Genomic DNA, 7,954 nt, shown 5'->3' with positions numbered 1-7,954 from the left:
GTTATTCCCTGTAGCTTGCTACAGGGTAGTTTATTAAAAACGTAAGCGTGCCTGTTGAGAAACGTATAGGACAGGGAGGAGAAGGGTGGAGGGTTATGGCAGTCGGTCTTAATTTTGAGAGAACCCTCATTTCTGCTCAGGTTCTAGGCTGGATGCAGGCCCTTTTGAGAAATGTTGTGCCCTACGCTCAAATAAGGGTTCAGTTTAGGAGGCCAACAATTGATATTCCTAATAACCAGTTTAAAATTGTAGATATGATTATCAAAGTTAAGATGGCACGCCTTGTTACCCACTATACTGCTTACCTCGTCTCGCTATAGTATTTAAATGTGTTGACGGTGACAGTGGTCCATACAGGCTTCTCTGCCGGCACATGATTCGTCGAGAAAGAAACCTGAAGGGCCCCGAATGTAGGGGAGAACATGAGCACGAATCGCATAAAATCTGCTATTGAAATGTGTCAAAGGATAATATTAGTATATGGTGGGCCTCGGTTAGAAAATGTCGGCAATAAGAATATAGAAGAAATATAAGGTAAAGAACAAGGAGGCAAAATGGGAATCAAGAATGAACTTGCAAAGATTTTGGGCAAGGATTATGTAAGTGATAAGAGGGAGGAGCTTGTAGGGTACTCGCGTGATCACAGCCTTCTCCCTCCGGGAATGCCTGATGCCGTGGTGTGGCCAGGAAATGCACAGGAGGTAGGGAAAATCGTAACATGGTGTAACGAAAAGAATATCCCTATAGTGCCTGTAAGCTCAAAGGTACACTTCCACGGGAGCACCATACCAAAACAGGGCGGTATCGTGGTCGATCTCGCAAGAATGAACAAGATTCTGGAAATTGATGAAGCAAATCGCTTGGTAAGGTTTGAAGCCGGCGTAACATGGAAGCAGCTTGTTACAGAACTGGGAAAGAAGGGCATGAGGGTGATAATGCCGCTACTGCCACACCGGGATCGTTCCGTGCTTACCGACACCCTCGAACGGGAAGTGCCGACAAATACCGTTTATGATTACGGTGAACCCATGCAATCAATTGAGGTTGTCTGGCCGACAGGTGAAGTCTTCAGATGCGGTTCTGCCAGCGTAAATGGTTTTCCTGAGTCTAAATCGAGGGGGGCAAATCCATCCGGACCCGGTCTTGATTTTTACCGGTTTGTTCAGGGTGCCCAGGGTACAATGGGTATCGTCACATGGGCAAGCTTGAAGATTGAATCGATTCCAAGGATAGACGAGATCTTTTTTGCACCCGTTGATGACGTGCCTTACGCTATAGAATTCCTTTACAGGATCTTGCCGCGGAGAATAGGCCAGGAATGCGTTCTTTTGAATAACGTGGACCTTGCTGCAATCATGGCGGATAAGATGCCTGAAGATTTTGATAAGCTGTGTGTGGAACTCCCACCATGGACGCTCGTTTTAGTTATAAGCGGGCTTTTAAGGCGCCCCGAGGAAAAGATAGCATACGAGGAGAAACTTCTTAAGGAGGTATTAAAAAACGAATTCCCGAAGTTGGCCCTTATAGACAACCTTCCTGGCTTTCCAGGCCTGGGGAGAAAACTTTTACCAATGCTGAGGGCGCCATGGCCAACGGATGTTCCATACTGGAAAAACCGTATGAAAGGCGGATGTCAGAACCTCTTCTTTATTACCAAACCGAACAAGGTACCGATATTTATGGATATTATGGAAATGGTGGCTGCCAGATACGGTTACCCTATAACTGATATCGGGAGCTACATCCAGCCCATAGAGCATAACCGTGCCTGCCAGGTTGAGTTCAGCTTTTTCTATGACCCTGAGAATGCTCACGAAAAAGGCTTTGTGGCTGAACTTTACCGTGACGCAGCAATGGCTATGTTAAATGAAGGGGCTTTCTTTACAAGGCCATACGGTGAGCTGGCTCCTATAATATACGATCGTGCTGCTAATTATACGATGACATTGAAGCGGGTAAAGAGGGTGTTTGACCCGAAGAATATTATGAACCCTGGAAATTTGTGCTTCTAAGGAGGATGAGATGCCAAAAGATCGCTATGATACACCAAAAAAGAAAGTAAGTTTAGATGTAACAAATTTAGACAACTTTGTCTACGACATGAGCCGGTGCATTAAGTGCAAGGGATGCTATTGGGTTGAACACACCTATATGCCGGGGATTAAGTTCTCCACGAGGTGCCCCAGCAACACCTGGAATGACTTTGACGCTTATGGCGCCTTTGGAAAGATGAGGATAGGCACCGCAATAGCAGAAGGAAGGCTTAAGTGGACTGACAAGCTCCTGGAGATCATCTATGCTGACCCATTGTGTGGCGCCTGTGATGTAGGCTGCAAGCGTAACCTCGACTTGGAAATAGGGCTGACACTTGAGGCCTTGAGAATAAAGGCAGTAAAGGATGGGGCAGGCCCAATGCCGGCACATAAGAAGATTGCAAAAAATATTGCCACAAAGCATAACCACTTCGGATCACCCCATGAGAACAGGAAAAGGTGGGTAACGAAGGACATTAAGGTGGCAGAGAAGGCAGACGTACTCTACTTCGTTGGATGTTCTGCTTCCTACGTGAACCCCGATATAGCACGTGCAACAGCGAATATATTTAATGCCTCTGGCATACCCTTCATGCTCATGGCTGATGAATGGTGCTGTGGAAATACGCTTTACTCTGTCGGCATGATAGATGAAGCGAGGGAGCTTGCGAAACGCAACATTGAGGCAGTAAAGGCAGCAGGGATAAAGACAGTAGCGACGAGCTGTGCCGAATGTTACCGTATGTGGAAGGTTGATTATCCGAAGATGCTTAACATAGCCACATCCGATCTCGGCTTCAAGGTAGTGCACCTTATCGAGGTTGCCGATGAAGCGATTAAAAAGGGCAGTCTCAAATTGGCGAAACCTGTGGACATCCGCTTCACCTACCACGATTCATGCGGTATAAGCAGGCTTTCAGACCCCTGGACACCATGGAAGGGTGAGCGCGGCTGGATGGGGACAGTGAGCCCTGAGCTCAAAAGAAGGCGTGGCAAGTCCGGATTGTACGCTGAGTCAAGAAATATATTGAATGCCATCCCTGGCGCTAAGTTTGTTGAAATGCCGAGGAAGAGAGAAAATGCTTTCTGCTGTGGAGCAGGCAGGGGCACAAAAGAGGCCTTTCCGGAGCTTGCTTCATTTTCTGCAAAACATCGGCTGGAAGAGGTAAAAGAAGTGAGTGCCGAAGTTCTCGTGGCTGCATGCCCCTGGTGCAAAAGCAATTTTGCTCAGGCCGTAAAAGAGAACGGGGGCAGCATGAAGGTAATGGATATAGCAGAACTTATCCTTGCTTCAGTGGAAATATAAGGAGGCAGACTATGAGTATAAAAAAAGAAGCATATAATGTATTAGAGTCGGTAGCAGGTCTTAGGTGTATCTCCGATGACCCTGCAATTTGTGAAGGTTATAGATGCGGGCCAGGAGGATACGAGTGTGGTTTGGGATATGAGAGGGTGATGACAAAGGTACCAGGCGCCGTCATAATGCCGAGAACAACTGAGGAAGTCCAGAAGATTGTGAAGATATGCAATCGCTATAAGGTGCCTTATGTTCCATATAGCACCGGTTTTTATGGGCCTCGTTCACATTGCCATGTTGAAAATGAGTTACTTATAGACCTGAAACGCATGAATCATTTTGAGATAGATGAGAAACACTTTTATATCGTTGTAGGCTCCGGCGTTATATATTCACCGATTCAAGAAGAGGCAATGAAGAGAGGCGCTTACGTAGTTATCGGTGGAGGTGGGGCACAGGCATCGGCCATTGCAAATTTGATCGGTGATGGCTGGTCTCCCTTAAGCCACCGGATTGGCCTTCCTCACAGACGTATACTGGGAACAGAACTTGTGTTACCAGACGGGGAACTTGTAAAGATGGGCTCACTCGCTCTCGGTGACGATCCGTTCTGGGGCGGCGGGCCTGGCCCTGATTTAAGAGGCCTCCTGAGAGGGTACACGGGCTTGAGGGGATGTCTCGGGATTGTTACGAAAATGGCCATAAAAACCCTTCCTTTTCAGCCGGAACGACTTGAACCTACAGGTATTTCGCCAAACACCGGACTGGCACTTCCAGAGAAGCGCGTGAAATGGATTAACTACCAGGTGCCGAGCAAGGAAGCACAGGTCAAGGCGATGTACGAGATAGGGAAAGCAGAGATTGCAGGGGCAGTAACAAAGGTCCCCCTCTTCTGGCGTGCAATTGCCAAAGCAGAATCCAAAGAGGAATTCTGGCAGATATGGGGGAAGGAGAATGAAGATACAGTTAAAAACTTCCATATCGTCCGTGTATTGCTCATAGGATTTACCTCTGAAGAACAGATGCAATATGATGAAAATGTGTTGAATGATATCATGAAAGAAGTCGGTGGCGTACCACGACCAACAAGACCATTGGATGAATCCTGGATTAAGAATTCGGATTCTGCAGGGATGTGGGTGATGTGCGGGTCATACATGTCCGTTGATTATGTCATCGAGACGCTCACTCAAGCTACGGTCCACGGGGAGAGTTATGCGGACGTGAAGAAGAAGTACACGCCACCTCTGATGCCGGACTATGGTGACCCAGGCTGGTTCCAGAGCTTCGAGCTGGGCCATCAGGGTTATTCTGAATTCCTTATATACTGGGATCAGGATGAGGATACGACAGGTGTCGACCAGTACTATGTGGAGACATCGAAGATGAATATACGGGAACGCTTCTATACGTCCCTTCTTGGGCCTCATCAACCACTCTACTTAACGGGTCCTATGTACGGGCCGAACTATCATGAGTGGCTCTTGAAAGTAAAAGATGAATTCGATCCACTCTGGGTTTGTCACCCGCCAGTACCCCTGGCCCATGACGAGTTTGTAGAGCGTGCGGCATGGATGAAGCCGATAAAGGACTGGAAGAGCCCAAAGAAATTGCCTATCCCTGAATGGTGATAGTGAAACAGAATTTTTGACGCACTTATTGCCATGGCTATTACCGTATATCGGAGAGGAGCCCCCGAGGCTGTGAGCTATTATGAAACACTGTGCAGCGAAATTTACGAGGAGAGGATTTCGAAAGGTATCGGCGTTATTTCGAATGAGAAGTACCGGCTTTACTGGGAGAATCTTCCTGTATGGTATAGGTTCAGAGACCATGCGAACCTCCGCGGTTCTACTCTGAAACACAGATAAGAACGAGGGTCGAGGCATATTTCGAAACCTTAGACCGATTTCATTTTAGTAGAGAGACTAATTGAACATATCCTGTGAAACTATCCAAAAAACGGATTTTCCAGAATCGGGGTTTTATTATGGGTACATTATAGTTGCCATTAACCTTGCTATCATGTGGGTATGTTTACTATGGTGAACATCATTCTAAAAAGAATGTTAACAAAATTCTTGACAAGAGAAAGAAATTAATATAAATTTTTTTGAAATTCTTAATAGTGAACACGTCAGAAAAAGGTTTATTCATTATGTCTCTTTGCCATAATTTAAGGATATGGGAAGCATCGTCGGACCAAAAATACATACAAAAAGTCATAACAAAAAGTCATATGTAAATGTGGAAGTATGAGGTAATAAAAGATAAAATATGGTAATATGTACGGATAAATTGCGTAGCCCTTATACCTTGGATCATGGGTTCAAGAAACTCTTCAATGATAAAAGGGTTAAGAAAATACTTAAAGGTGGTGGTCAATGGCAAAATTAACAATGACATGTCCTTTTTCGAGCAAATTATGTGTTGAATGTGCCATTTACAGGGGTAGACACTATTATCTATGTTTTAAAACAGGGTATCGCGGATGTTTGTGGGATTCGAGAGAGATTAGTGAACAGACGGAAAAGACCTGTGTCAGTGATGATGAGAAATTTGGAATGCCCGGTGATGTTCCAGCCAGTTCAAGGTGGATTACCGATGTAGAAGAGCTTGTAGAGGAAAAGGAACTTGGAAAATTTAAAGAAAGGAGAGAAGCATGATACACGATTTTACCTACCTTAAGCCCGACTCGGTCAAAGAAGCCCTCACCATGCTTTCCGAGCATAAGGATGAGTGCAAAGTTATCTGTGGGGGGCAATCTCTTTTGATCGTGATGCGGCAGGGATTGTTAGTTACCGACTATCTGATTGACATTAAACGTCTGAAAGAACTTGATTACATTACTTTTGACAAGAAAGCAGGGTTGAAGATTGGCGCCACTACCACCCACCGTGCCATTGAAAAGTCCGATGTGGTCGCAAAGCACTACCCTGTGCTCGTGGCGATGGAGGGTAAGCTCGCATCAATCCAGGTTAGAAACTGGGGTACCTTCGGCGGCAACCTTGCCCATGCTGACCCTGCAGGAGACCCCGCACCCGTGCTCATTGCACTCAAAGCAAATATAAAGATGGGGGGGATGAACGGCGAGAGGGGAATGCCCCTTGAGGATTTTTTTGTGGATTACTTTGAAACAGCCTTAAACAAAGATGAGCTCGTACTGGAAGTTCAGGTACCGATACCTGAACCAAAAACGGGAGCCGCATATCAGAAATTCAATCTTCTCGAAAGTGATATGGGTGTGGTGGCAGTAGCCGCCTCTGTAACACTAAACGGCAATGGCAAATGCAAGGACGCAAGGATTGTTCTTGGTAATGCTGGTTCAACACCGAAAAGGGTTAAGAGGGCTGAGGAGCTGCTAATTGGAAAAAAATATGATGAAGCACTTTTTGCCGAGGCGGGCAAAATAGCATCGGAAGACTCTGAACCTGTTGCTGACATCCATGCGTCTGAGGAACACAGAAGGCATTTGCTGGGTGTGCTGACGAAGAGGATGTTGAAAAAGGCCTGGGAAAAGGTTAGAGGCTAAGTGAGAAAGGAGGTCTTGTATATGGAAAAAAAATTGTTACGGCTAACAGTAAACGGGCAAGAGTATGAGATTTACATAAACCCTAAAACACTTTTAGTTGAAGTAATAAGGGACTATTTAGGTTTCACAGGCACAAAGAGGGGCTGCGATACTGTATCCTGCGGGGCATGTACGGTAATCATTAACGGCATGTCTGTGAAGTCATGCTCGGTACTTGCAATGCAGGCGGAGGGCGCCAAGATAACTACCGTTGAAGGACTGGAAGATAAAGGGAAACTGCACCCCATCCAGAAGGCCTTCCTTGATCACGGTGCCTACCAGTGTGGATTTTGTGCCCCTGGTATGTTAATGTCGGCAAAGGCATTGCTCGACGAGAACCCTAATCCAACCACATGGGAGATAAGAAAAGGAATTGAAGGAAATATCTGCCGATGCACAGGCTACAACAGCATCGTGCGGGCTGTCGAGGCGGTGGCAAAAGGTAATTACAGGGAGGAGCACCATGAATAAATATGCTGTCATTAATACCCACGTTCACAATGTGGATGGAATCGCGAAGGTGACTGGCCGGGCAACCTACACCTTCGACGTGAAACTGCCCGGCATGCTCTATGGCAAGATCCTGCGCAGTCCGCATCCCCACGCGAAAATCCTGAACATCGACGCGAGCAGGGCCCTTAAGCTTCCCGGCGTAATAGGTGTTGTGACAGGCAAGGACACCCTCGGGGTCAAGCAGGGTATCTGGCGGCGCTACAAAGATCTCTGCGATGAGCAGATACTCCCTGTCGATAAGGTGCGTTATATCGGTGAGCCGGTTGCGGCAGTGGCAGCGGTAACCGAGGAGATCGCGGAACAGGCCCTTGACCTGATCGATGTTGAATATGAAGTGCTTCCAGCGGTTTTCGAGCCGCTCGATGCTATAAAGAAAGATGCACCTGAAATCCATGAAGGCTTTGAGCGTAATATTAACGTTACCCGGCATATTGAGTGGGGTGATGTGGAGGCGGCCTTTGAGGAAGCAGACCATATAAGGGAAGACTGGTTCAAGTGTGGCGGTCAGGCTCATATGTGTATGGAGACCCGCGCGGCGGT

At 46.7% G+C, this 7,954-nt stretch carries 9 protein-coding genes; all 9 read left to right on the top strand.

What is annotated here, in order from left to right; translation table 11 throughout:
- The first annotated feature begins 47 nt into the window (after positions 1-47).
- Positions 48-320, top strand: a complete 273-nt coding sequence (locus NTU69_04375) for an acyl-CoA/acyl-ACP dehydrogenase (GenBank protein ID MCX5802761.1) — start codon at positions 48-50, stop codon at positions 318-320.
- A 234-nt stretch (positions 321-554) separates the two neighbouring features.
- On the top strand, positions 555-2,012 hold the full coding sequence (locus tag NTU69_04370) for an FAD-binding oxidoreductase (GenBank protein ID MCX5802760.1): 1,458 nt from the start codon (positions 555-557) through the stop codon (positions 2,010-2,012).
- A 10-nt stretch (positions 2,013-2,022) separates the two neighbouring features.
- Positions 2,023-3,339, top strand: coding sequence for a (Fe-S)-binding protein (locus tag NTU69_04365; protein MCX5802759.1), 1,317 nt, complete (start codon positions 2,023-2,025; stop codon positions 3,337-3,339).
- An 11-nt stretch (positions 3,340-3,350) separates the two neighbouring features.
- Complete coding sequence (locus tag NTU69_04360; protein ID MCX5802758.1) at positions 3,351-4,961, top strand: FAD-binding oxidoreductase; 1,611 nt, start codon at positions 3,351-3,353, stop codon at positions 4,959-4,961.
- Between the two features lie 33 nt (positions 4,962-4,994).
- Entirely contained in the window at positions 4,995-5,201 is a 207-nt protein-coding gene (locus NTU69_04355) for a 2-hydroxyacyl-CoA dehydratase family protein (protein MCX5802757.1), read from the top strand.
- A 513-nt stretch (positions 5,202-5,714) separates the two neighbouring features.
- Positions 5,715-5,996: a hypothetical protein gene (locus tag NTU69_04350; GenBank protein MCX5802756.1), complete on the top strand. Its 282-nt coding sequence runs from the start codon at positions 5,715-5,717 to the stop codon at positions 5,994-5,996.
- Positions 5,993-6,862 carry a xanthine dehydrogenase family protein subunit M gene (locus NTU69_04345; GenBank protein ID MCX5802755.1) on the top strand — a complete coding sequence of 290 codons (870 nt, stop codon included), beginning with the start codon at positions 5,993-5,995 and terminating at the stop codon, positions 6,860-6,862. Before NTU69_04350 ends, NTU69_04345 begins: the two co-directional genes overlap by 4 nt.
- A 21-nt stretch (positions 6,863-6,883) precedes the next feature.
- Positions 6,884-7,372: a (2Fe-2S)-binding protein gene (locus tag NTU69_04340; protein ID MCX5802754.1), complete on the top strand. Its 489-nt coding sequence runs from the start codon at positions 6,884-6,886 to the stop codon at positions 7,370-7,372.
- The coding region (locus NTU69_04335; protein MCX5802753.1) for a molybdopterin-dependent oxidoreductase at positions 7,365-7,954 on the top strand (590 nt) is incomplete at its 3' end. The genes NTU69_04340 and NTU69_04335, both read left to right, overlap by 8 nt.

It is taken from the genome of Pseudomonadota bacterium (assembly GCA_026388215.1).
Classification (GTDB): domain Bacteria; phylum Desulfobacterota; class Syntrophorhabdia; order Syntrophorhabdales; family Syntrophorhabdaceae; genus JAPLKF01.
This window is presented reverse-complemented; position numbering and strand designations above follow the sequence as displayed.

Bases quoted from the DNA above. Each gene is read 5' to 3' on its own strand.
- NTU69_04370 (MCX5802760.1), top strand. From the start codon at position 555: ATGGGAATCAAGAATGAACTTGCAAAGATTTTGGGCAAGGATTATGTA.
- NTU69_04365 (MCX5802759.1), top strand. From the start codon at position 2,023: ATGCCAAAAGATCGCTATGATACACCAAAAAAGAAAGTAAGTTTAGAT.
- NTU69_04360 (MCX5802758.1), top strand. From the start codon at position 3,351: ATGAGTATAAAAAAAGAAGCATATAATGTATTAGAGTCGGTAGCAGGT.
- NTU69_04355 (MCX5802757.1), top strand. From the start codon at position 4,995: ATGGCTATTACCGTATATCGGAGAGGAGCCCCCGAGGCTGTGAGCTAT.
- NTU69_04350 (MCX5802756.1), top strand. From the start codon at position 5,715: ATGGCAAAATTAACAATGACATGTCCTTTTTCGAGCAAATTATGTGTT.
- NTU69_04345 (MCX5802755.1), top strand. From the start codon at position 5,993: ATGATACACGATTTTACCTACCTTAAGCCCGACTCGGTCAAAGAAGCC.
- NTU69_04340 (MCX5802754.1), top strand. From the start codon at position 6,884: ATGGAAAAAAAATTGTTACGGCTAACAGTAAACGGGCAAGAGTATGAG.